The sequence below is a fragment of the Marinobacter sp. ATCH36 genome (assembly GCF_023555055.1).
Taxonomy (GTDB): domain Bacteria; phylum Pseudomonadota; class Gammaproteobacteria; order Pseudomonadales; family Oleiphilaceae; genus Marinobacter.
The window spans coordinates 173,661-197,404 of sequence record NZ_JAMJPL010000005.1; the positions used below are offsets into that span (position 1 = coordinate 173,661).

Annotated in this window: 23 protein-coding genes; 19 read left to right on the plus strand and 4 right to left on the minus strand. The window is 55.9% G+C overall.

Features of this window, described 5'->3' with window-relative positions:
- Positions 1 to 21 precede the first annotated feature (21 nt).
- A complete protein-coding gene (locus tag M8010_RS15520; RefSeq protein WP_250093460.1) occupies positions 22 to 1,383 on the plus strand; it encodes a diguanylate cyclase domain-containing protein in 1,362 nt (453 codons plus the stop codon).
- A 40-nt stretch (positions 1,384 to 1,423) separates the two neighbouring features.
- Here M8010_RS15520 and M8010_RS15525 read toward each other — a convergent pair whose 3' ends face one another.
- A complete protein-coding gene (locus M8010_RS15525) occupies positions 1,424 to 2,830 on the minus strand; it encodes a sigma-54-dependent transcriptional regulator (protein WP_250093461.1) in 1,407 nt (468 codons plus the stop codon).
- A gap of 399 nt (positions 2,831 to 3,229) precedes the next feature.
- On the opposite strand from M8010_RS15525, the gene M8010_RS15530 reads away from it, so the two are divergent.
- The 9 genes from M8010_RS15530 to M8010_RS15570 all read left to right on the plus strand — a co-directional run bounded on the left by M8010_RS15530 (position 3,230) and on the right by M8010_RS15570 (position 10,843).
- Positions 3,230 to 3,625, plus strand: a complete 396-nt coding sequence (locus M8010_RS15530) for an EF-hand domain-containing protein (protein ID WP_250093463.1) — start codon at positions 3,230 to 3,232, stop codon at positions 3,623 to 3,625.
- A gap of 300 nt (positions 3,626 to 3,925) precedes the next feature.
- Complete coding sequence (locus M8010_RS15535; protein ID WP_250093464.1) at positions 3,926 to 4,444, plus strand: hypothetical protein; 519 nt, start codon at positions 3,926 to 3,928, stop codon at positions 4,442 to 4,444.
- A 41-nt stretch (positions 4,445 to 4,485) separates the two neighbouring features.
- Positions 4,486 to 4,941 carry a phage holin family protein gene (locus M8010_RS15540; protein WP_250093466.1) on the plus strand — a complete coding sequence of 152 codons (456 nt, stop codon included), beginning with the start codon at positions 4,486 to 4,488 and terminating at the stop codon, positions 4,939 to 4,941.
- Positions 4,938 to 5,783 (plus strand): DUF3618 domain-containing protein, encoded by an 846-nt coding sequence (locus M8010_RS15545; RefSeq protein ID WP_250093468.1) that lies wholly within the window; start codon positions 4,938 to 4,940, stop codon positions 5,781 to 5,783. The genes M8010_RS15540 and M8010_RS15545 overlap by 4 nt, the downstream gene beginning before the upstream one ends.
- A 3-nt stretch (positions 5,784 to 5,786) precedes the next feature.
- Positions 5,787 to 7,064, plus strand: a complete 1,278-nt coding sequence (locus tag M8010_RS15550; RefSeq protein WP_250093470.1) for an FAD-dependent oxidoreductase — start codon at positions 5,787 to 5,789, stop codon at positions 7,062 to 7,064.
- A 267-nt stretch (positions 7,065 to 7,331) separates the two neighbouring features.
- The gene (locus M8010_RS15555) at positions 7,332 to 7,934 is read left to right on the plus strand and encodes an SRPBCC family protein (RefSeq protein ID WP_250093471.1); all 603 of its coding nucleotides are present in this window, start codon (positions 7,332 to 7,334) and stop codon (positions 7,932 to 7,934) included.
- On the plus strand, positions 7,919 to 8,737 hold the full coding sequence (locus M8010_RS15560) for a PIG-L deacetylase family protein (protein ID WP_250093473.1): 819 nt from the start codon (positions 7,919 to 7,921) through the stop codon (positions 8,735 to 8,737). Before M8010_RS15555 ends, M8010_RS15560 begins: the two co-directional genes overlap by 16 nt.
- Positions 8,738 to 8,850: 113 nt before the next feature.
- Entirely contained in the window at positions 8,851 to 9,786 is a 936-nt protein-coding gene (gene thpD / locus M8010_RS15565) for an ectoine hydroxylase (protein ID WP_250093475.1), read from the plus strand.
- Between the two features lie 379 nt (positions 9,787 to 10,165).
- A complete protein-coding gene (locus M8010_RS15570) occupies positions 10,166 to 10,843 on the plus strand; it encodes a hypothetical protein (RefSeq protein ID WP_250093477.1) in 678 nt (225 codons plus the stop codon).
- 34 nt (positions 10,844 to 10,877) lie between these two features.
- Here M8010_RS15570 and M8010_RS15575 read toward each other — a convergent pair whose 3' ends face one another.
- The gene (locus tag M8010_RS15575) at positions 10,878 to 13,223 is read right to left on the minus strand and encodes a membrane-bound PQQ-dependent dehydrogenase, glucose/quinate/shikimate family (protein ID WP_250093479.1); all 2,346 of its coding nucleotides are present in this window, start codon (positions 13,221 to 13,223) and stop codon (positions 10,878 to 10,880) included.
- A gap of 235 nt (positions 13,224 to 13,458) precedes the next feature.
- Here M8010_RS15575 and M8010_RS15580 point away from each other — a divergent pair, with 235 nt between their 5' ends.
- The 9 genes from M8010_RS15580 to M8010_RS15620 all read left to right on the plus strand — a co-directional run bounded on the left by M8010_RS15580 (position 13,459) and on the right by M8010_RS15620 (position 21,663).
- The gene (locus M8010_RS15580) at positions 13,459 to 14,007 is read left to right on the plus strand and encodes a PRC-barrel domain-containing protein (RefSeq protein WP_250093480.1); all 549 of its coding nucleotides are present in this window, start codon (positions 13,459 to 13,461) and stop codon (positions 14,005 to 14,007) included.
- Between the two features lie 160 nt (positions 14,008 to 14,167).
- A complete protein-coding gene (locus M8010_RS15585; protein ID WP_250093483.1) occupies positions 14,168 to 14,353 on the plus strand; it encodes a hypothetical protein in 186 nt (61 codons plus the stop codon).
- Positions 14,354 to 14,404: 51 nt separating this feature from the next.
- Complete coding sequence (locus M8010_RS15590) at positions 14,405 to 15,439, plus strand: potassium channel family protein (protein WP_250093484.1); 1,035 nt, start codon at positions 14,405 to 14,407, stop codon at positions 15,437 to 15,439.
- An 86-nt stretch (positions 15,440 to 15,525) separates the two neighbouring features.
- Complete coding sequence (locus M8010_RS15595; RefSeq protein ID WP_250093486.1) at positions 15,526 to 15,675, plus strand: hypothetical protein; 150 nt, start codon at positions 15,526 to 15,528, stop codon at positions 15,673 to 15,675.
- A 76-nt stretch (positions 15,676 to 15,751) separates the two neighbouring features.
- The gene (locus M8010_RS15600; protein ID WP_250093487.1) at positions 15,752 to 18,001 is read left to right on the plus strand and encodes an HAD-IIB family hydrolase; all 2,250 of its coding nucleotides are present in this window, start codon (positions 15,752 to 15,754) and stop codon (positions 17,999 to 18,001) included.
- Position 18,002: 1 nt separating this feature from the next.
- Complete coding sequence (locus M8010_RS15605) at positions 18,003 to 19,181, plus strand: glycosyltransferase family 28 protein (protein ID WP_250093488.1); 1,179 nt, start codon at positions 18,003 to 18,005, stop codon at positions 19,179 to 19,181.
- Positions 19,168 to 20,058: a glycosyltransferase family 2 protein gene (locus tag M8010_RS15610; protein ID WP_250093490.1), complete on the plus strand. Its 891-nt coding sequence runs from the start codon at positions 19,168 to 19,170 to the stop codon at positions 20,056 to 20,058. The genes M8010_RS15605 and M8010_RS15610 overlap by 14 nt, the downstream gene beginning before the upstream one ends.
- Entirely contained in the window at positions 20,055 to 20,651 is a 597-nt protein-coding gene (locus M8010_RS15615) for an SAM-dependent methyltransferase (RefSeq protein ID WP_250093491.1), read from the plus strand. Before M8010_RS15610 ends, M8010_RS15615 begins: the two co-directional genes overlap by 4 nt.
- Positions 20,638 to 21,663, plus strand: a complete 1,026-nt coding sequence (locus M8010_RS15620) for a hypothetical protein (protein WP_250093493.1) — start codon at positions 20,638 to 20,640, stop codon at positions 21,661 to 21,663. The genes M8010_RS15615 and M8010_RS15620 overlap by 14 nt, the downstream gene beginning before the upstream one ends.
- A gap of 4 nt (positions 21,664 to 21,667) precedes the next feature.
- On the opposite strand, the gene M8010_RS15625 is transcribed toward M8010_RS15620, so the two are convergent.
- The gene (locus M8010_RS15625; RefSeq protein WP_250093494.1) at positions 21,668 to 22,582 is read right to left on the minus strand and encodes a formate/nitrite transporter family protein; all 915 of its coding nucleotides are present in this window, start codon (positions 22,580 to 22,582) and stop codon (positions 21,668 to 21,670) included.
- Positions 22,575 to 23,693, minus strand: a complete 1,119-nt coding sequence (locus tag M8010_RS15630) for a histone deacetylase family protein (protein ID WP_250093497.1) — start codon at positions 23,691 to 23,693, stop codon at positions 22,575 to 22,577. Before M8010_RS15630 ends, M8010_RS15625 begins: the two co-directional genes overlap by 8 nt.
- Positions 23,694 to 23,744 lie beyond the last annotated feature (51 nt).

The window sequence follows — 23,744 nt, forward strand, 5'->3', positions numbered from 1 at the left end:
CTTTTTTCGGCAGCCTGAAATATGCAGAAGACTATACGATTATCGGATTTTATCCGGGTAGAAATAGAGCCAATTCTTCAGGATTGGGAAGAATTTGCCACATCCATCCTCCATGCCAGGCATATGGGCAAGGTCGGGCTGCGCGACCACGCCAGGGAAATGCTTCTGGAGATTGCTGACGACCTTGATTCAGGCCAGAGCGAATCAGAGCGCGCCGCCAAATCGAAGGGCAGGGGGCCAGAGGATGAGGAGGAATCATGGGCAGAGGTGCACGGCGAGGACCGACATACCAGCGGCTTCAGTGTTATGGAGACCGTTTCCGAGTTCCGGGCCCTGCGAGCAAGCGTGGTGTCATACTGGACCAAAACCCATCCAATCATTGCCGGCCAGCAGCTTGAAGACCTTACCCGCTTCCATGAAGCAATAGATCAGGCCGTTGCCGAATCACTGGAACAGTATGCGACCGCCAAAGAGATGGAAACCCGGCTGTTTGGTGCCATTCTGGTGGCGTCGCCGGATCCGATTTATGTGCTGGATCTCAGGGGCCGATTTATTTATGCCAATAAGGCCACTGCCGACCTTTTCGCTCTGCCACCCGATGCGATCATCGGAAAGTCCAATTTCGACCTCGGGTTTCCCTTTGCTCCGGACTTTAATCGAAATCTTGAAAAGGTGATTGCTGACCAGGCCACCTACCGGGGTAAATTTTCTCACACGTTTGCTTCCGGCCAGGGTGAACGGTTCGACTATGTGCTTGCGCCGGTGTTGGATGAAGATCGAAACACGGAAGCGATGGTCTGCATTTCCCGGGATATTACCGAACAGGCCATTGCCGAAGAAACCATATGGCATACTGCTCACCATGATTTTTTGACCGGGCTTCCTAATCGCCGACTTTTTCTGGACCGGCTGGAACAGGAGGTCAAGCACGCAAAACGCAGTAGCCTGCCCCTTGCGCTACTGTTCCTGGATCTTGATGGCTTCAAGGAAGTCAATGACTCGCTCGGCCATGAGGCAGGGGATCGTGTGCTGTGCGAGGTTGCACAGCGCCTTGCTGATTGCGTCCGGGAAGACGATACGATTGCCCGTCTGGGCGGCGACGAATTCACCGTGATTCTCACTGCCGCCAGGCAGCACAAGGATGTTGAGGTTGTAGCCCAGACCATTATTGATGCACTCGCAAGGCCTTTCCAGACCAAGCATCAGCCCGCGCGGATTTCCGTCAGCATTGGAATCTCGCTCTACCCCGAAGATGCGTCTGATCCTCTTGCTCTGCTGCAAGCGGCAGATAAAGCCATGTATATTGCTAAAGAATCCCGGTCAAACCGAATGTGTTTTTATAGCACGTCTGAGGAACGAAACAGACCTTTGTCTCCCTGGTAAAGGTTTGAAAATGTCGCCTTTGTGCCTATCGTAGGTATCGTCACGCATCATTGCGGTTTTCATAGTGCTTTAACCGGTTGTAAAGGGTTTTCATGCTGACCCCGAGAATATTGGCGGCCTTCTCCTTCTTACCCCGGCACTCGTGCAGGGTAGCAAAGATCAGGGTCTTTTCTGCCTCTGCCACAGAGGAGCCAATACTTACGGTCACAGAGGGCCCCTGGTTGATCTGATTGTTCAGAGGATGAACGACATCGTCTGGTATCTCATCCGCTGTGATTAATCGATCGGCCATGATGTAGGCTCGTTGGACCGCATTTTTCAATTCGCGCAGATTGCCCGGCCAGGAATGTTTCTCAAGTATCCGTAAAGCCGCGTCTGAGAAATCAATTTTGCGCCCATCCTGTTCATTGAGCTCCCGCAGGAAGTGTCTGGCGAGTATTCGGATGTCCTCTGCTCTTTCCCTCAGGGGAGGAAGCGCGATGGGAAAAACCTGCAGACGATAGAGTAGGTCTGCCCTAAACTGGCCTTCTCTCACTTTGGTTTCCGGACAGCAGTTGGTGGCTGCCACGATGCGGACATCTGCCGCTATCTCACCATCACTACCGACGCGGTTGAATCGACGGGTTTCCAGGACCCGCAGCAACTTGACCTGCAGGTCTACAGGCATCTCAGTGATTTCATCGAGAAACAATGTCCCGCCACTGGCTCGCTCAAAGACCCCTTTATGTTCTCTCACTGCTCCCGTAAAGCTGCCTTTCTCGTGACCAAACAGCTCACTTTCTATCAACTGGGGAGAAATCGCGCCGCAATTTACGGGTACAAAAGGGCGGTCCCACCGATCACTGAGCCTGTGGATTTCCTGGGCGACAATCTCTTTGCCTGTGCCACTCTCACCACGGATAAAGACGTTGGCGGTGGTTGGGGCAACCTTTCTCACCTGGGCTGTTATCTCCTGCATTTTGACTGAAGTGCTCGAAGCCATGCTGAACTCCGCTGCGGCTGTTTCTTGTTCCGGACCTACCACTGCCTTCGCCCTGCTGTCACGTTCGATAACCACATTGACCCCCAACGCCTGATAAAGTCGCTCACGGGTGACGGGTCTGGCGAGATAATGGCTTGCACCTTGGCTCAGGCACTGCCTGGCAAACGAGTTACTCTCCGCCGGGCCAACGACAATGATCGTTGCAGAGTACTCCATCGCCAATCTGATCAATTCCAGTTGTCCAATCGTCTCCCTGTCTATATCCAGTACCAGGCAGATAGGGTAAGCACTGCGCAGAATGTGCCTGGCATGGCTCTCCACTTCCGTGTAGGTGGTGGTGAAATGGAGGTTGCCAACCATCTCTGCCAGGCCCCGACCATTGTTACTGACAATAAGTAAATGCGGTGGGATCGCAGAGCTATCATTATTTGAGAGAGGTATAGTTTTTGCCTCTACGAGCTTCATGAATTGCTCCTTTTCACATCGATGCGTCCCAATGCCGAATGGGCCCATTCCCTCAACTCAAGCTAACACGGCGGCAAAGCTCGCTTCTGTGCGATTGCCAACGCAGCTGCAAACACACGAACCGACCAATGGATTAGCAGCAATTCGGTAAATTCGGGTAAGCACCAAGAAAATTTGACGGACCAAAACCCCTTTCCGCGGCCCGATTGGTACCACTATTTCCGAACCCCTCCTGAGTCGCCCGACGATAATCTCACTAACTTATTGATAAAGCGGGCTAGAAAAATAAATTCTGAGAGCAACTATCCCCGGCTATCAGGCGTGGCACGGGGCTTGCGAGATGAGTGATGTCACCGGGCACGAGCCCGGAATCTAAAATCTCTCAAAGAGGGAATAATCATGTTTAAACAATTATTAATTTCAACAGCGATTTCGGCTGCGCTGTTCTCAACTCCGCTGCTGGCGGCAGAGAAGAGCATGGGCAGTGACAATCCGCAAACGACTGGCCAGGGCAACGTTGGCAACATTGGCACCAACGACGCCGGAGGCCAAGCGAGCACATCTGCGCACGGCGCGGATTTCGATGAGCTTGATCGGAACAAGGATGGTGAGCTTGATGAGGATGAGCTCAACCGCTTCGGCGCCACTGCGGCAGGAAGCTCGGACAACCAGGGCGATAAAGACCGCGGTGAACGTATGATGAAGCAGTACGACCGTGACGACGATGGAAGTGTGACCAAAGAGGAGTTTGATAGCGGGTCCGAATCCAAATCGGGGACGACCCTGGAGCAGTGAAGGCAGTGATCTGAAGCGACATTGTCAGATAAACCGGAGGGCGATCGGTCTCCCTCCGGCTCGCCCCATTTAGGCCCCGGTTCATTCCCTCTCTCCCCAGGAACCGTTTGAGTAGAATTTTCCGATTGCGTGCACATCTTGCCATCTTTACCTCTATCACTTCCTCCCCGACGCATTGCTTTTCTCTCGTCTGGACCTGTGCAGTGCGGCATCACCGGCTGTGGCACGGGCTATGCAACGTTTATCTGTGTTCAAACGCGAGAAGTTTGAAATGTCATCCAGCATCTCAGGAGAAATACTATGGAACCAAACGATCCGAATGCTCATCAAGGCAGGGGTACGCAGCCACCGCCTAAATCACCGCCATTGCCTGGTACATCGTCACAACAGGCGGGCGCAACCGGGAATGAAAAGCGTTCCGAGCCAGGCGCCGAATCCGGTTCCGCCGAAGGCGGTGCCAGCGAGCTCGCAGTTGAAGTGAAGAAAGCCGCAAATGCCAAGGTTAAAGAAGGTACGGACATAGCTAAAACGACCGTTTCCAGCACCGTCAGTCACGGTGCTGAAGCGATAGGTCGAGCAGCAGACACTTTCCGGGATCAGGGAGAGGAAACTTTGGCTCAGACAACGACCTCCATCGCTTCCGGGCTGTCTGAATACGCCGAACGGCTTGAAAAACGTACCTCCGAGGATTTGATTCAGGATCTGGCGCGTCTGGCTCGCCAGAACCCGACGATTTTCGTGCTTGGCAGTGTGGCTATTGGGATCGCTTTAAGCCGGTTTCTCAAAGCATCTTCAAGATCGACTGGTGAGAATCGCTGAGCAAACAAGAGCTCTCTAACAAGGAATTCCAGGAGGTTAAAATGGCTGATGCCGCTCAGAATGGAAATCTCGATTCGTCCAGGCCAAACAGTGCCTCACAAGCTGCCAGCCAGCCCGAGGACAAAGTGCGATTTTATGAATTGTTCCGACATCTAATCGACGATCTCGCTCTTCTTCTTCGCAAAGAACTGGCTTTGGCGGGCTCGGAAGTGTCCCACACACTCACCGATACCAAAAAAGCAATATCGGGGCTTCTCAGCGGCGTGATGGTATTGAATTCCGGATACTTGGTCCTGCTCGCTGCTGCCACGTTGGGTCTTGGAGAATGGATGGAGCTTTGGATGGCCGCCCTGATTGTTGGTGGGGTAGTGACCGTTATAGGGCTGATTATGGTAACGACGGGCAAGAAGAAGCTGGAATCGTCCAGCCTGAAGCCGGAACGCACCATGGACAGCGTCAAGAAAGATACGGAATCAGTAAAAGGAAAGGCGTTATGACGACTGCAAAAGAGCAATTTAAAAACGATCTGAAAAAAGATCCTGCGGATCTGGAGCGTGAGGCTGACGGTGCACGTGAAGATCTTGAGGGTACAGTTGACAAGCTGATGCATCAGCTTTCTCCCACGGAACTGCTCAATCGGGGAATTTCAATGGTCCGGAACACAGGTGATGTTGACTTCATTCGCAATCTCGTCAATCGGGTGGAAAGCAATCCGATTCCAACCGTGCTTGCGGGGGTGAGCCTGATCTGGCTGATAACCGCCTCCAGCAGCCCCAATTCATCCTCCCGTGGCTCCGCCGAACGCACCAGGGACGCCGCCGAACGTACACGGGAAGCTGGCCATAAAGTGGCCGAAGGTGCCAGTGATGTTATGCACCGGGTAAGAGACAGCGGCCGCCACACTGCCGAAAATGCACGTAGTGGGCTTCGTGATGCGCGCGAGGGGTATACTCAGCTGCTACGTGAACAACCTTTGTTGGTTGGAATTCTGGCAGTGGCAGCCGGAGCCACTCTGGGAGCCCTCCTGCCACGGACCTCGACGGAGGATCGGGTGATGGGAGATTGGAGCGACAGGGGAACAGACGCTATCAAGGAGAAAGCAGAGGAAAAGCTGCAGGATTTGCAGGGAAAGGCTTCCCCGGACAGTGCAGAGAGCTACGATACACCAGCAGGGGGCATGCCCTCAGCGAAGACTACGAATAAGACTACATCTAGCTCTACAGGTGGAGAGGACGCCCCGGCAGCAACCGGCGCTGGGCAATCGGCCGCGCCGCCGCCTCCGGCCTCACCGGGATCAGGTTCAGATTCCGGCAAGACTCATGGTGGAACTAACTATTAGTGGATGGCCTACTCAATTGCAGTGATTGGTAGTGGCATAGCGGGACTGGCGGCGGCCTACGGGGCTCGTCGCGCAGGCCACGATGTCACCGTATTCGAAGCCCGCGACAGCCATGGCATGGATGCCCACGCCCTTGCAATGGAGGACGGCCGGGTCGATGTGCCTCTGCGAGTAATGAGTCCCGACGCCTGGCCCTGCGTGCTCCAGCTGGCCAAAGAGGTGGGTGTGGGCACCTTCAAGGTACAAGTGCACGCCTCCTGCAGCTGGACCAATCGCTACACCTGGTTTCGCAGTGGAGAAGTGCCGGTTCTTGGCTGGCCTTTTCTTGGCTCGTGGCGCTACCTGAACACCCGTGCGCTTCGCATGGGTTTGGGTATACGGCAACTGGGACACCTGACGCGCAAGCTTCAACACCCATACACCGACGCAACCCTGGGCGAAATCCTGGAGTACCACGACTTCGACCCCCTGTTCTGGCGTGGGCTGGTATTGCCCATTCTTACCACCATTTGCACCTGCGAAGAAAACCATCTACTGAACTGGCCGGCGGCGCAGCTGCTCTCGTTGCTCCATGGCATTCTCTACGGCAAAGACCTTTACCGCCTCGAGGGTGGCACCTCAGCTCTGGTTCAGGGGCTGGCCAAAGGCCTGCCACTGCATTCCGGCAGCCCTGTGACAACGGTTGAAGAAAGCCGCGAAGGCGTGCAGGTCTACAACGAACGGGGCGAAGGCGGTGTATTTGACCGGGTGATCGTTGCTACCCAGGCCAACCAGTTGAGCTTTCTGAATGACACGCAGTTTGGTGAAGAGCGGGAAACCCTGAAAAATATCGGATTTGCCTCGGGCGAACTCTGGGTCCATCAGGACCCACGCTTCATGCCTTCAAAGAAACATGACTGGACCGCGCTGAATTTCCAGATGGATGAAGCGCTGGAAAAGCCCATGTTCACTGTATGGGTCAACAAGGTGGAGCCCACTCTCAGGAACAGCGCGCCTGTGTTCCAGACCTGGAACCCACTTTACGAGCCGTACCCGGACACTGTGCTCGCGCGGGTTCCGCTGGAACGTGCTGTCGTTCACCGCGGCACTGCCCGGGTCCACGATGCCCTCGTCCGCTGGCACCGCCAGCCAGGCCGCAAAGTCTTCTTCTGTGGCTCCTGGGCTTACGAAGGGGTGCCACTGCTTGAATCCGCCGTGCGCTCTGCAAACGCCGTGGTGAACAGCATCGCAGTACCTTATGGAACCGTCCGCCCGCGCAGTGACTGGCAAAAGCGCCGGTAAAACTTACCTGACCAAGTGTAAGACTGACCTGAATTTTTCGTCGCTCTACCGACAATTCTATCGTCCGGTCATCCACCGCTGGGATTCATCGGCCTTTCAAACAGACAGTTAGTGGCAAATTCGGCACTTTCGGCACTTTACCGACCCTATGTTCCAACTCTGGCACACAAGCTGCAAATCACCATGCTACCTATACGATTTTGCGAATTCTGACGGCTCAGGATGCGCAAACAACCCTTTTACTTTTATTTTTCGCGGAGAACCGGCATGAATAACTCAGGCAACCATCGATCAACGTCATTTATTTCCTCTCACTCCAGGGAACTGGGGCTCTTGCTGGGTATAGTGGCGGTCACCGCAGGAATCGCTTTCTATTGGCGTCGCAACGCCGGAACCTTGAGGGCACTGAGCTCTCCTAAAGATGTAAAGCTTGAGAGTCACACCACTATCAATTGCTCTCCTGAAACGGTTTACCGGTTCTGGAAAGATTTCAAGAACCTTCCCCAAGTCATGAGCTTTCTTGAGCGGGTCGAGCGTCAGGAGGGAGACGTCTACCACTGGGTCGCCCGGGGTCCAGCAGGCCCTGGCGTTGAGTGGGACGCGGAAGTGGTTGATGACCAGCCGAACAAGCTATTGGCCTGGCGCTCTCTGGAAGGCTCGGAAATACAAACCTGGGGAACCGTGCTTTTCAACGGCCGTAATGACAACCGGGGAACCGAGGTGGCTGTAGCATTCAATTTCAGCCCGCCGTTTTGCCGAAGGAAGAGAGCCCACAGAAATGAGCAAGTTGTGAAAGCGGTCTGCTGGCGCGGAACTGATGATGGGCATGCTTCAGGGACAGGAGGCAACATTCGATGGAGCAGGCAGTAAGCGCGCAGAGAAAATATCATGTCGCCCCTTCTCACGATTTGAAGCTCGCATGCTGCCATTTCCATCATGGCGCCATTCCGCTATCGACTTTGGGCCCGGTACTCATAGCCTCTCCCCATCCAGACGATGAAACTTTAGGATGCGGTGGACTGATCGCCCGATGCGCAGAAATTGCATGCCCTGTCTCCGTGTTGTCGATGACCAACGGGGAGGGTTCGCACCCGGGTGACACAGCATGGCAGGAAAAGCTTGGTAACATCCGTAAACGCGAGCAACACCGCGCTTTGAAAGCCCTCGGATTGAAGGAACCGGACATTATCTCACTTGGACTGTCTGATGGCGGGATGGAGCAACTGACAGGTGCTATGTACGAACGCGTTGTAGCGGTGATTCAGGATGTTATTCAGTCACGCAGCATCAGAACCGTGTTTGTGCCAGCCATTGACGATCGCCATGCCGACCATCAGCAGACGGCCCGCTTTGTTACCGAAGCCGTCGCAACGCTTTCTGTGGCACATTTTTTCAGCTACCAGATCTGGCCACCTGAACAACGGCCTACTCAGGTGACCGCCAATGAGGTGGAGTATTGCCTTAACATTTCAGACATTGTCGGTGTGAAGCACCGAGCTATCCGGAAGCATCAATCGCAATTAGCTCCGATCGATTCTGCCCATACGGAGGGCTTTCGCATGCCCCAAGAACTTTTGAAAGAAAAGCTGAAAGCTCACGAATCCTACGCACTGGTTCGTGATATGCCCGCCTGGTGCGGTCGATTGAATGAGGAAGCCATTCTACCCCAGTAACACTTCTCGGAGTCCGCAGGATAATGCTAGCGAGGCCTTTGCGTAGGTTAACGCACAGACGCGCGATTGATTCATAGACATTCTGATCTGTACTACGGCAAAGGAGTTTTGCTATGAGCCAATCCAATGATGCCTTTCCTTCGCGCCTGAAAGAGTCCGAAGATCGGATCGATCCCTTTATCCGAACCAATCCGGTGATTCATTCCGGCAATGAATACCGATGGCATGGGCCACTGGATGAAGTCGCGTTATCGAAGTATGAGCGTGACGGCTTTCTATGGTTCGAAGGGTTCTTCAATCAGGAACGGATGGCGCCATTCTTTGAGGAACTGCGTCAGATGGCGCAGGACAAGGAACTTCTGGCATCTGACCAGGTGATCCAGGATCCCAATACGGGTGACATCCGTTCAGTATTCGCCATGCATGAGCTTTCAGATCATTTCAATCGCCTGACCCGAGACCCTCGCATCCTGGGCATGGTCAGGCAGCTGCTTGGCGGTGAGGTCTACATTCATCAATCGCGGATCAACGACAAGTACGGATTTGAAGGCAGTGGGTTTTACTGGCACTCGGACTTCGAAACCTGGCACTGTGAAGATGGAATGCCCCGCATGCGGGCGGTAAGCGCCTCGCTGATGCTCACGGACAACAACGAGTTCAATGGACCGCTGATGCTGATTCCCGGTTCCCATCACTACTTCATCCCTTGCGTGGGTGAAACGCCGGACCTCAATTGGCAACAATCCCTCAGGTCCCAGCGGCTGGGGGTTCCGGACCAGAAAGCACTGGCTATGATGGCCAATCGCGGCGGTATTCAGGCTCCGAAAGGGCCGGCAGGGTCGCTGATGCTTTTCGAGAGCAACACTCTGCACGCGTCGAACAGCAATATGTCCCCCTGGCCCAGGTCTAATCTGTTTTTTGTCTACAACAGTGTCGACAATTTATTGGTAGAGCCCTATGCCGCCAACTCGGAACGGCCCGATTTCCTGGGGGCACGTAAGAACACCGCACCTCTGACCATGTATGATGATTTCCCGGAACTTGCCTGACCAAATCGGGGCCCGGGCTAGTAAACGCGGTCCCGTCGTAGTGGAGGCAGGGTGAATACACAATTGTTGGCAGTGTCTGGAATTATCGTTCTCGTCATCGTGATGGTTGACGTTGCATGGACGACCCTCACTACGCAGGGGAGTGGGCCAATTACCAGACTGATTACCATCGCCGTCGATTCAGCCTCGGCAAAGGCCCACGCTGTCTTTGGTCGTCGTGCCGTACTGGTTACCGCGGGGCCCATTGCCATTGTGGCAGTAGGGTCTGTGTGGGTGCTGTCCCTATGGTCCGGATGGCTGCTTATTTTCAGCGCTTTTCCGTACGGAGTGATCGAGGCACAAAGCGGGCAAACAGCGAATTTAGCGGATCGCATTTATTTTGTTGGCTTCTCTGGGTATGGGGGATTTCAAGCCGGGCGGAGAGTTCACGCGCCTTTTAACGGCGCTGGCGGCGTTTAACGGGCTGGTCTTGGTCACCCTGATTATTACTTATGCGGTGCCAGTGGTTCAGGGGGCGGTTGCGCGGAGAAAGCTGGCGTTCTCGATTTCTTTATTGGGCAGTAGCCCTCAGGAAATGGTTTGGCGAGCCTGGCAGCACAATAATACCCAGGGGTTTGAAAACGCGCTTGGGCAGATTTCCTCGGACTTGATTCAGTGTTCGGAGCAACGATTAGCTTATCCGCTGCTTGATCTGTTTCATTGCAGGCAAAGCCGCTTCTCTCTCGGTGTTCAACTGGGCCGCCTGGACGATGCACTCAGTTTGCTGACAGAGGGTTTGCAATCAGACTACCGGTGGAATTCGTTTACGGTGGATAATACTCGAAACGTTATCTCCCATTATCTGGACAGGTCCGAGCAAAAGAGTAACAACGCTGACGTAGGCGCGCCACCGTTGCCTGCCATTGGACTCCTCAAAATCAAGAACGTACCACTGGCGGATAATCAGGATGATGCGTTCGACCATCAGAAAAACCGACGGGTTCGTTTACACAGGCTTGTTCGCCGGGAAGGTTGGGAATGGTCTGCCGTTGAACGGGAAGACTCGGATGCGCTCTAAAGCTCACTGATCTGTGAATAGATGCACTAACCGGTTATGGCTGATTCAGTTTGTAGGCCAGCACATAATCGCCAAGCGTAGTCCCGACCGAGCCGTGCCCGCCTGCAACCAGCACCACCATCTGTTCTCCCTGGCTGTTCAGGTAGGTCATAGGGGTGGCCTGGCCCCCTGCCGGAAGACGGGCTCGCCACAGTTCCTCGCCATCGGTCAGGTTGTAGGCGCGAAGATAGTTATCGACAGTGGCGGCAAGGAACACCACACCGCCGCGGGTGATGATGGGACCGCCAATCCCGGGAACCCCCAGCTCCAGAGGAATCGGGATGGGCGCCATGTCTTCAATGGTGCCGTTCTTGCGCTGCCAAACGATCTCCCCAGTACGCAGGTCAGCACCTGCCACATAGCCCCACGGGGGGCGTTGGCAGGGGATGTCCAAAGGAGACATCAAGGGCATCATTTCCACTGCGTATTCCGCTCCTACATTTTCGTTAATACCTAATTCACCCTGGTTTGTGGCACCCATGGGCGTGCCGCCGTCTTTTGGCACCAGGCGCTGGATAAACGCCATGTACAAGGGCATCCCGAACATCACCTGGCGCTCGGGGTCCACAGCAATGCCCCCCCAGTTGAAAACACCGAAATTGCCGGGATAGACGAGGGTGCCCTGTACTGACGGCGGCGTGTATATGCCTTCGTAGCGCAGGGACTGGAATTTGATGCGACAGATCATTTGATCGATGAGACTTGCGCCCCACATATCGGATGCCTTCAGGGTTGGCGGGCGGAAGCTCAGCCCGGAAATCGGCTGGGTCGGCGCCGCATAGTCGCCTTCAATGGTGCCCTGGGGAGTGCGCTGCTCGGTGATGGGGATCAGTGGTTCACCGGTTTCCCGGTTCAACACGTACACATCCCCCTGCTTCGTGGGTACCACCAGTCCCGGTTGCACACCCTCGGTGGTTTCGATATCCACGAGGCTGGGCTGGGCCGGCGTATCCATGTCCCAGAGATCGTGATGAACGAACTGCTGCACCCACGCCACCTGTCCGGTTTCCAGGCTGAGCGCGACCACTGAGGAAGCATAGGTTTCTTCTTCCGGGGTCCGGTACATGCCAAGCTGGTCCGGCGTGCGATTACCCATCGGGAAATAGACCAGTCCGAGCTCTTCGTCAGCGCTGGCAATGGACCAGCTATTGGGAGAGCTGGTCGAGTAGGTTGCCTTTTCACTGATGGGTTGCGTCTGTTGCGGTCGTGCAGGGTCCCAGTTCCACACCAGCTCGCCGGTTTTAACGTCGTAGGCACGAATAACCCCGGAAGGCGAGTTGATGTCGTAGTTATCATTGACAGAACCGGCAACCACCACCACTCCATTGGCAACCACCGGGGGTGACGTAGAGTAATAAAAGCCGGCCTGGGTGTATGGCATGTTATGGAGGAGATCCAGTGAGCCGTCATCTGCAAAATTGCTGCAGCGGGCGCCGGTAACCGGATCCAGAGCCAGTAGCCGGGCATCGGATGTGGGCAGAAAAAGCTGGGAATCACATGGCCCGCTGGTCTGGTTTTCCGCAGGGATCTGAAGGGTTTTTACCTCCGGGAGATCGTCGAATTCCGAGCTGGGCGGCAAGTAGGATACGCCCCGGCACGTCTGATGCTGGCGCTGGCTTTCCAGCGGCACTTGCGCATCATAAACCCAGCGCTCCTCTCCATTGTCTGCATTCAATGCCACCAGCCAGTTATGAGGTGTGCACAGGTAGAGCGTGTTGCCTACTTTCAGCGGGGTGGCTTCGTAGGTGGTCTCGCCAATATCATCGGGCCCTTTGCGGTCGCCGGTCTGGTACTCCCAGGTCAGTTCCAGCTCGCGGACGTTTTCGGGCGTGATCTGGTCCAGCGGCGAATATCGTTGACCGAGATTGCTGCGCCCGTAGCTGAGCCAGTCGCCCTCCGGGACATCCCCGAGTCTGGGGTTCGGGATCACCGAATCGGTGGTCAACTCACCGTCAATGCGGTGAGCATCGTAGGGGATGCTCGCCACCGTAAACAGGCCGACGGCCACCCAGGCAATGGCAAGAGTTATTGCCCCCTGCCGATGCTTCGCCGAGCCCGGCAAAAGCAACGGAATGGCCAGCAATAAAAGGACACCCAGCCGGGACGCCAGCGGCCACCAGTCGAAGCCGGCCTCCCAGTATGCCCAGATGGCAGTGGCAACCAGCAGCAGGGCGTAAAAGGTCTGGGCGAGCGCGCGCTGGGATTTCAACAAAAGCGCGATGATTATCAGGGCTGTACCGGCAAGGGCGTAGAACCAGCTGCCACCTAGAACGATGAGCCAGCCCCCTCCTGCCAGCAGGGGAAGGCCGAACAGAATGAGTGCTATCGAAAGTAAGATCATGAGCCTGTCCCTAGTGTCACAACGATCTGACCTTATGCTGCACCTGCCGTGTCAGGAACGTCTGTGCACTAGGCCACACTGCAGCTGCTGAGCGCATTGCAATACCGTCATTAGGTAATCAATCCACGCCCTGCTAGCGTTACAGGCAAGGTGATCGCTGTCCATCACCTGTAAACACCCCGGATTGCAAGAGCGGGGTCCCCCCTCAGGAGTTCAGCAAATACAGGAGTTCAACATGATTCGTACACGTGTGATTCGCACAATGGGCATTTCCCTTATTGCCGGTGGTGCCATAGCCTTTGGCCTGCCAGCCTATGCGGCCCAGGGACTTTATTCTGCAGATGACTTGATGGATGCCGATGTCTATGACAGGAACGGTGAGGAAGTCGGCGAGGTAGAGAATGTCCTCCTGGATGACAACATGTCGGTTCATTCACTGGTGATCAAGACCGGTGATGTGCTGGGCCTGGGTGGCCGTGATGTGGTAACCGAGCGCGGCACCTTTACCTTGCGTATGGAAGAAGACGACAACAACGAGTTTGACGATCTGGATTACGAAATCCATATGGAAGCAACCCAGGATGAGATCAAGGCGCTACCAGAATACGATGAAAGCTGGTGGAACCAGACCAGTGACGCTATGAGTCAGGCCTGGGAAAACACCAAGGAAACCAGCCGCAGCGCCTGGCAGGACACCAAGCAGGCGACTTCCTCTGCCTGGCAGAACATCAAGCAGGGTGTGGACAGTATGTCTGATGGTGCTGAGGATGAAGTTAAAAACTGATTCGTACGGGGGAGTTCGGCTCCCCCGAGACGGACCTCGTGGCCGAGGAAGCCACTCTGCCCCAGTATTACCTCACGGCATCCCCACGCTAATGCTAGCGAGGCCCTCGCGTCTGAAAGAGTCCGAAGATCGGATCGATTCCTTTATCCGGACCAATCCCGTGTCTCATTCCGGCAATAAATACCAATGGCGTGGGCCACTGGATGAAGTCGCGTTATCGAAGTATGAGGGTGACGGCTTTCTATGGTTCGAAGGGTTCTTCAATCCGGAACGGCCCGATTTCCTGGGGGCACGTAAGAACACCGCATCTTTGCCCATGTATGATAATTTCCCGGAACTTGCCTAACCAAATCAGGGCCTGCGCGAATTTAGACGGCCTTGTTTTAGTGGAGGCAAGGTGAACACACAATTGTTGGTAGTGTCTGGAATTATTGTTCTCGTCATTGTGATGGTTGACGTTGCATGGACGACTCTTACTACGCAGGGGAGTGGACCAATTACCAGACTGATTACCATCGCCGTCGATTCGGCATCGGCAAGGGCCCATGGTGTCTTTGGTTGTCGTGCCGTCCTGGTTACCGCGGGGCCCATCGCAATTGTGGCAGTAGGGTCTGTGTGGGTGCTGTCCTTGTGGTCCGGATGGCTGCTTATTTTTAGCGCCTTCCCGTACGGAGTGATCGAGGCACAAAGTGGGCAAACAGCGGATTTGGCGGATCGCATTTATTTTGTTGGCTTTACCTTGTCTACTCTGGGTATGGGGGATTTCAAGCCAGGCGGAGAAGTTACACGCCTTTTAACGGCGCTGGCCGCGTTTAACGGGCTGGTTTTGGTTACCCTGATTATTACTTATGCGGTGCCAGTGGTTCAGGGTGCTGTTGCACGGAGAAAGCTGGCGTTCTCGATTTCTTTATTGGGCAGAAACCCTCAGGAAATAGTTTGGCGAGCCTGGCAGAACAACAATGCCCAGGGGTTTGAAAACGCGCTCGGGCAGGTTTCTTCGGACTTGATTCAGTGTTCTGAACAACGATTAGCTTATCCGCTGCTTGATCTGTTTCATTGCAGGCAAAGCCGTTTCTCACTCGGTGTTCAACTGAGTCGCCTGGATGAAGCGCTCAGCCTCTTGACAGAGGGATTGCAGCCAAGCTACCGATGGAATTCGCTTACGGTTGAAAATACTCGCAAAGTTATCTCACATTATCTTTACAGGTCTGAGCAAAAGAGTAACAACGGTGACGTAGACGTGCCCCCGTTGCCTGCAATTGGAATCCTCACAATCAATAATGTACCACTGACGGACAATCAGGATGATGCGTTCGATCCATTGAAAAACCGCCGAGTGCGTTTGCACAAGCTTGTTCGCCGTGAAGGTTGGGAATGGTCAGTAGTGGGACATCAAGCCCCTGGAGTTGTGGAAAGCCAGAGAGTTCGTTAGCGAACAGACAGATCCCTCCTGCGGTCTGAGAATCTAACAAGGTTAGCGCCAACCGCGCTCCCCTATCCGACCCGGAAGGAGCGACCATGTCGACAATCACCACCATTAATCCTGCGACCGAAAAAGCAATCCAGACTTACGACGTCATGACCGAAAAGGAGGCGACGGAGCGGCTTGAGGCCTGCCATGCGGCGTTTGGCAGATGTTACGCCTGGAATGCCCGCCTACGACGATGAAATCTTCGGGCCTGTTGATGTCAACGCGATTTTCATCCGCCTCAATACGCAGCCGCTAAAGCCCAGGAGGCAGTCTATGGAAAGGCTTCAGTTGAATGGCGAGGGCAGGGTAATCATGCATATTGCACTGCAGGGCTGCATCAGGGCTGGCTCCATCCCCTATGGCCTTACCGCCGATACTGGCGGTCATATCCGGTATTTGCTCGAACTGGTAGAAGCCCTCGCTCAATGCCCTGAAGTCAGCCACCAGATTATTGTGACCCGAGCCTTCGACGCGCCTCATCTGGGTGAGGAATACAAACATCTGAAAGAGACCCTGAGCAAGAACGTGACACTGTGGCGTTGCCGGGGCGCCTCCTCCGTCTACCTGCCAAAAGAGGAGTTATGGCGGGAACTCCCCCACCTGGTCAGGGATCTCCTCGCCCGGATCAAGCAGTCAGGACTGCAGCCAGGCCTGATACACGCCCATTATGCGGATGCGGGAGTCATGGCACTGCTTGTAAAGGCAGCTCTGGGAATACCCTATGTCTTTACCGCTCACTCCCTTGGTGCCACCAAGGCCCAGCACAAACCAATCGACGCCCCGGTAGACAAGACGCTCAGGCGCCGAATCCGCCTTGAAGAAATGGCCATCAAGGGCGCGGACAGGCTGATCGCCAGTTCGGAACATGAGATCCGCATACAATATGGCCTATACAGACACCACGACATCCGCAAGGCGCGGGTGAATCCTCCCGGCTGCGACTTGCAAATGTTCCGTACCCTGGCCCCTGCGACTGCCGCCAGAGAGGTTGACGCTGAGTTGAGGCGTTTTCTCCGCCGCCCTGATCGTCCCTGCCTGCTGGCTATTGCCCGCCCGGTGGAGAAGAAAAATCTTTACGCCCTGGTGAAAGCCTATGGCGAGAATCCAAAGCTTCGTGAGCAGGCTAACTTGGTGATCTTCGCAGGCACCCGCAGTCAGATTCAAGCTGGCGAGCCCGAAGCCCGGCAGGTCTGGCAGCACCTTCTGGAGCTAATAGACGACTACGACCTATACGGCGACGTCGCTTATCCCAAGCACCATGACCTCAGCCATGTGCCGGCCATTTATCAGTGGGCTGCCCGGCGTCGCGGGGTGTTCGTTAATCCAGCCCTCAACGAGCCATTCGGTCTGACCCTGTTGGAAGCGGCTGCTGCGGGCCTCCCCCTGGTTGCCACACAGGAGGGCGGGCCAGAGGATATCGTAGGCCGGTGCCAGAACGGGCATCTGGTTTCACCTACTGACATCCACGCTATTGCACAAGCGTGCCATCACCTGCTGAGTGATGACCTTGCCTGGAAACGTCACAGCTTACGTGGCAGCCAGAATGTCAATTTTTACACCTGGTCGCGGCACGCTAGCCAGTATCTGCAGGATGCAGGCCTCGCACGCCCCGAACGACCGTCTGCCCCTCACGCCAGACCGGTCACGCAATTGATTGCGACCGATATGGATGCCACCTTGCTGGGCCATTGGGAGGGCCTGGCTAAGCTCCGGAATTGGCTGACACAAAACCCGCATTATCTGTTCGTGGTAGCCACTGGCCGGACGGTGAAAGACGCAATGGCTGAGATGGCGGCCTGGTCGGCGCCCCTTCCGGATTTCCTGATTGCGGATGTCGGCTCCTCTATTTATAGGATTGACCGCCACGGCGAGCCGCAATTGATAGCAGACTGGCACCGGCGCCTGGATGAAGGCTGGCGGCGCGAAGCTTGTCGCAGAATCCTCGATAAAGACGAATCCCTCACGCCGCAGCCCGTTTCCACTCAGTTCGCTTACAAACTCAGCTATTTTCTGGACGACTCCCGGATCAGAGCGTCGGATTCGTCCGCTAAGCCGGTCATAGAGCGTATCGAGCAAACCCTGCTAACGGCCGGGCTGACTGCCCGGGTGGTGCATTCCCACGGCAATCTCATCGATATCCTCCCTGCGTGTGGTGGCAAAGCCCGCGCCGTCGGGTTTATCTGCGAGCAGTTCGGGCTGGGTCGCCACCAGGTGGTGGCCGCGGGTGATTCCGGTAACGACGTTGATCTGCTGCACTATGCGGGCCTTGGTGTTGCGGTGGCTAACCACACCGCAGAGCTTGAGGCACTGCGCGGATGCAGGAACATCTATTGGGCTCAGACTGACTGCGCGGCAGGCCTCCTGGAGGGGCTGCGCCACTGGCATGAGCTTAACAATAGCCTGCCAACGAGCAATGTTCCTGACACTGCCGGTTGCGCCGGTTCAAACCCGGTTCATACCCCTCATTCCCGCCCGGTCCCCGCTTTGAAAATCGGGACCCGGGAAATCAAGGCAGGAGCCTGATATGTCCGCGCAACAATTTCCCACCCATGATATCGAGCTCTCCCAGCGGCCCATTGGTTATTTCGTGCATCATCATGGGCACGGGCATGCGAAGCGCTGCCAGGCTATTGCCCATCAACTTTACCCACGTCCAGTGACTATTTTTTGTGCCATACCGGAAATCTTTTCAAGCTTGCCGGAAAATGCCGAAGTTATCCAGATACCGGATTTTCATGGCAAACAGGCCCGATCCGAGCAACTGCACAAAGAACCCACTTGTCTCGCCCTGGATTGCGCGCCGGTGGGTGTGTCTGCCATCCGGGGAACCGGTGGCATTATCGCCGCCTGGCTGGCCCGTAAAGATCCCGCCCTGTTTGTGGTGGATGTTTCGGCTGAACTCGCATTACTGGGCCGAATCTGCAGCGTGCCGGTGGTTAAAATCCGCATGCACGGGGACCGTCAGGATGCGGCCCACCAAGCCGCCTATTCAGCCTGCGCTGCCATGCTCGCGCCTTTCAGCGAACTACTGGAGCAGGACGATTGGCCCGACCACCTGCGCAAGCGAACCTTCTATACCGGTGGTCTGATCGACACCCGGGAGGCGATACCCAGCAAGGCAGAAGCGAGGCAAAAGCTAAGCCTGCCAGACACTCAGCAGATCTTTGTGGTGGTCGCCGGTAATGGCGGCGTGGGCATTCCGATAGCGCCGGTCACCCTTGCGGCACGGGCCTATCCTGATGCGCTCTGGCTTACGGTCGGTAAGAGTGTGCGTTACGGCCACGAGACCGATTTTTCCAATCTTGTGGATGTAGGCTGGGTGGATAACGTCAACGATTACCTGGCTGCGGCCGATCTAGTGGTGGCAACGCCGGGCGATACCCTGACGCATGAGATCGCACGGATCGGACGCCCGCTCATCTGTATTCCTGAATGGTGTTATTACGACGAGCAAACCTGCAAGGCCCGGGCCCTCGCGGCGAAGAACCTTGCCGTCTACTCGCCCACTTGGCCTGGCAGTTTCGCGCAATGGCGAACGCTTGTAGACAAAGCGTATCAGTGTAATGTTGCCAACCAATCCCAACTGGTGGACAACGACGCTGCCAGTCGCGCCGCCAAATTTCTCGAGGATCTGATACAAAAACTCTGGCGCAACAGTGCCCCGGACGAACTCATAGCGGGGATCGTCTATGACCAATGCTGAGCACCGCCCCGCTGCAAGCGTACTTACCCTGGTCCGGGGCCGACAGGCTCATCTTGACGCTTTGATTGAAGGCCTGAAGAAGCAAACCTGCCTCAACATCGAGTTGGTTATTGCCAGTATGCAGCCGGAGCCCCCGGTCGTCTCTTCGTTCTTGCCCTTTCCCGTGAGCATAATTTATGTGCCCGGCGCAAGACTTCCCCTGGCTGCTGCCAGAAACGCCACAGCCGCGCAGGCTCGCTCCGATCGACTTATTTTTCTGGATGTTGACTGCATTCCATCACCTACGCTGGTGGAGAGCTACATCGAACAACTGCATGCTTCCGGCTGTTGCCTGTTAGGCGAAGTACGGTATTTGCCCGGTACGCTACCACAAGACAAAACCGGGCTCTCGTTCAGCGACCTGGCCGCCCACGCGAAACCACATCCTGCGCGCCCCTGCCTGCAGGGTGAAGGTTGGTTTCATGAGCCCGACCCCCGCGCTTTGTGGGGTCTGTCCTTCGCCGTGACCCGGAGCCAATATCAGCGTGCAGGCGGAATGGATGAGGAGTACCTTGGTTACGGCGGTGAGGAAACCGACTTTGCGGAGCAACTCGCTGCAGCCAGTGTCAGGTTGGCCTGGTGCGGAAACGCCCTGGCACTGCATCAGCACCATCCGATGCATTCGCCGCCGCTGGACAGGTTTGACGATATCCTCGGCAATGCCATTCGTTTTCATGACAAGTGGGGCAGCTGGTGCATGGAATACTGGCTGGACTATTTTGTTGATTACGGCCTGATCGAATGGTCCTCAACCACCGCTTCCATCAAGGTAATCCGCCAACCCACGCAAGCTGACATTCAGGCCTGCCTGCAACCGCCGGAGGTCGCATTCGCGTGACAGCTCAAAAATACGGCTCGTCGCCAGAGTTCTTCGAACGTCTTTATCAGGAGGCCGAAGACCCCTGGAACTTCCGCAACTCAGACTACGAACGCCAACGTTATGCTGCCATCGTGGACAATGTCAGGGACCGACAATACCGGTCAGCTTTCGAGCCAGGTTGCGCCATTGGCGAACTTACAGTGCTGCTCGCACCTTTCTGCGAGTCGCTGGAGGCGATGGATTGTTCATTAACCGCCGTAAACACCGCTCGTCATCGGTGCCGGGATTATCCCCAGGTCCAGGTTCACCAGGGCGCATTACCTGAAGATCTGCCCGTACGGAGGTTTGATCTGATCGTGTTCTCGGAACTGGGCTACTACTTTAACCGGGACGATCTGGCATCCCTGGTCATTCAGCTCTGGTCGAAACTGGAACCGGGCGGACGCCTGATTGCCTGCCACTGGCTCGGACATTCCGATGACCACCAACTCCATGGGGCAGAGGTTCACAAGATAATGGCTCGCATACTTCAAGAACGCGGGGACTTGAAAGACACTGACCGCGGCTACGCCCTGCAACGCTGGGGTAAGGGAAACGATGAGCACCTATGACAACACGATCACCCATATACTGGCGGATCTTCCGGAGCGCCCGACTGCAGCTGACTACCGACGCGCGGCTCAAAATCTGCTGCCCTACATGCGTGAGCATGTGCCCCCCATGGGGGAGGGCGATAGCATCGCCCGATTACGCTTCCTGACTCTGGTTGCCCGTCGCGACCTGAGTCTGGCGCGGCTAATTGAAGGTCACCTGGACGCAACCCAGATTTTACGGGAGGCACAACGCACTGCCGACAGCACCAAACTTTATGCCATCTGGGCCTCGGGAGGCCCGTCGGATACCACGAAGATTACCGGCGAGCCAATGGCGGGCGAACTCAAGGGTAGCAAAAACTTCTGTAGCGGATCGGATATCGTTGATCACGCTTTGCTGCACGTGAATGCGAGCGACCAACTGATTGAGCTTGATATGCGTTCGGTAGCGTCTCGGGAACGCCTCAAATTCGAGGAGGGTCAATGGAAGTCGGCGGCGTTTTCGCAAACCCATACCTGGACGGTGACATTTGATAGCCTGCCAATCACTCGGGCTAATCTAGTTGGTGAATGCAAGTGGTACTTCGAGCGGCCGGGCTTCTGCCTTGGCGCCCTGGCACCGGCGGCATGCTGGGCAGGCGGGGCCATGGGGCTGGTCGATGCTGTGCGCGACAGAACGCTCAAGGACGGCCATGCCAGGGCCCATCTTGGCGCCATGGTTGCTGCCACCTGCAGCATGCAGTCGATGCTCAGCTGGGGTGCAGGGCAGGTCGATGCCGATCCGGGGAACACAACGGGAAACATGTTTCCAACGGCGCTACTGGTCAGACACCATATCGAACGGGCCTGTACTGAAATCCTCGATCGCTTTGGCCGTACCCTGGGCCCTCGCCCTTACGTCTTTGAGACCGACAATGCCCGCCGAATTGCAGAACTCACGGTGTATATTCGCCAGTGTCACGCGGAACGGGATCTGGAAGAATTGGGAGGCTACCTGGAAAACCATCGCCAGTTTCCCTCAGCCTGGTGAATCATCACATTTCTTCATGAACCTGGCCATAGGCCAGCATCGCGAATAAACCTGTACCGCCGATAATGTTGCCAATGAGTACTGGAGCAATATGGTAGAGCAGGGCGGTAAAGATATTCATATCCCCATTGAGCACCAACGTAAAAATTTCGTTAGACCCGGCAATCACATGGGTAAAGTCACCTGCCGCGATCAGCCAGGTAAACATGATGATAATCAGCACTTCGGATTTTTGCGCTGAAGGTAGCATCCACACGATAGCCGCTATGAAAAAGCCTGATGGAATACCGCGCAACAGTGTTTCGGCGGGGCTCAGCGTTGCCAGGTGATGGGATATCTCCAACATCGCCCCGAGAGTGTCGACCGTAAGAATACCCCCGTGCACGCCGATGGCGGCGGTAATAAGTGTGCCACACAAATTTGCTGCAAGCACAATGCCCCAAAGGCGCGCGATGCAATAGAACCCGTTACGCGTTGGCTGGGCCAGAACCGGCAGTACGACGGTGATGGTGTTCTCGGTGAACAGTTGAAGCCGGCACAGGATCACGAGGACAAACCCGAACGAGTAGCCCAGGCTTTCAAGTAAAGTCAGGTAAGGGTGATCTGAGCCCAGATTGGCGCGGATAATGGCCTCGACGAGGACCGAGGTCGAAATCCCGAGCCCCGCTGCCACCCCGGACCACCAGAGCGACATTTTCGGACGTTGTAGCTCCTCTTCGCCTTCGCGCAGGATGATGGAGTAGAGAGCCAACGACGACAAGCTGCCATGTTCGGCTACGGTGTCACGTTCCTTCGGAGTCAGCGACTTTTCGCTTGACGTCGGTGTCTGTTCGCGGGATTCACGATCCTCGGCCTTGGCGCGAGACTCCTGCTCGTCCACGGCTTCCTTCGCTTTCTTTTCGGAGGAGTGTTCAGGCACGTCGGGTATTCAGCCCTTGATGAAACTGGACGGCATCCGCCACAGCCTCGCAGCCAGGGTCATCCGGCATGACATTGCACGCATTGACCGGGTTTCCTGCCAGCACCTTTACGACAGCATGAGCGCTATCGGCCAATGCCTGAGCGTTGTAGCCGCCCTCAAGCAGAAGCACCAGACGGCCGTCGCAGAGCTCATCTGCCAGGTCACTCATGCGCTGGGCAAGAATGGCAAAGCCGGTCTCATCCATGGCGCAGACCATGTCGAGGTGATGGCAATCGAAACCCGAGGAAACCAGCAGAATATCGGGCTGGAATGCCTTCGCTGCCGGCTTCACCACTTCGTCGAACACCTTCAGCAGTGCCGCATTGCCGCTGCCCAGAGGCAGCGGGACGTTGATTTGAGAACCAACTCCCGCTCCGCTCCCGGTTTCATACAGTAGGCCGCTGCCCGGATAGAACGGCGCCGCACAGTGGCTATCAACCACCAGCACGGAAGGATCGGAGTAGAAGATTTCCTGCGTGCCATTACCGTGGTGCATATCCCAGTCCCAGACCATCACTCGCTCATAGCCAAGTCTCGCGCGCGCATGGGCAGCGGTAACCGCAAGGTTGTTATACAGACAAAAGCCCGAGGCGTGGTCGGAATGGGCATGATGGCCTGGTGGCCGCAGGATACAGAACGCCCGCCGGGCCTCACCAGCCGAGATGGCCTCGCACGCGCTGATTCCCGCTCCGGCAGCCAGGCAGGCCGCTTCAATACTGCCCGGCGACACCGCAGTGGTATCTTTGGCCAGCCAGCAGGATTCACCCTCTAAAGACTCAATATGCGCGACATAGGTCTTGTCATGAACCCGCTCAAGTTGAGCCGTGCTGGCCGCCGCCGGCAGCATCCAGCGAACCCCTTCAATTGGATCAAGCATCAGTCGGTCGACGATCGCAGTCAGTCGGTCCGGGCGCTCCGGGTGACTGTAGGTTTCCAGGTTGCTGTTAGGATATTGCAGCGCAATCATTGCCTTGACAGCGTCGGTCCAGGCGGGATGGCTGGGGTCCCATCCGTGCGGGTTGTGGCCGAGCATCCGCATGTCGTAGTAGACCAATACTGGTGTTGTCATAGCTATCATTCGATTTGGAGCCGTCAGCACGGACGATTGCCGTTGCGAACT